Origin of the sequence: Microbacterium karelineae (genome assembly GCF_009745985.1) — a bacterium.
GTDB classification, from domain to species: Bacteria; Actinomycetota; Actinomycetes; order Actinomycetales; family Microbacteriaceae; genus Microbacterium; species Microbacterium karelineae.
In genome coordinates, this window is record NZ_WFIX01000108.1 from 1 (window position 1) to 344 (window position 344).

At 41.3% G+C, this 344-nt stretch carries 1 protein-coding gene; it reads right to left on the bottom strand.

Features of this window, described 5'->3' with window-relative positions:
• Positions 1-344, bottom strand: a 344-nt coding sequence (locus GB932_RS22130; protein ID WP_156758933.1) for an OmpA family protein, incomplete at both ends; no start/stop codon positions are given.

Consider the following 344-nt stretch of genomic DNA (forward strand, 5'->3'; position numbering starts at 1 on the left):
TTGTAAGCAGCAGCACCTTTAGCATCTGTCATACCTACTACTACGAAGTTTTCAGCTGGAGCATCTTTGATAATCTTAGCAGCACTGTCTAATTTATCATTAGATTGAGGTCTGATTGTAGCTTTGTTGAAATCAAATAAGATATCTTTAAGAGCTTCAGTAGCAACAACAGCAGTTGGTTTCTTAGGAGCTGGACATCCGTTGTATTCAGGAAGACCTGGAACAGTAGGACAAGCATCATCTTTATCTAAGATACCATCACCGTCAGTATCTGGCCAAGGACAACCGTTGTTTTCAGCAGGACCTGCTACTGTAGGACAAGCGTCATCTTTATCGATTACACC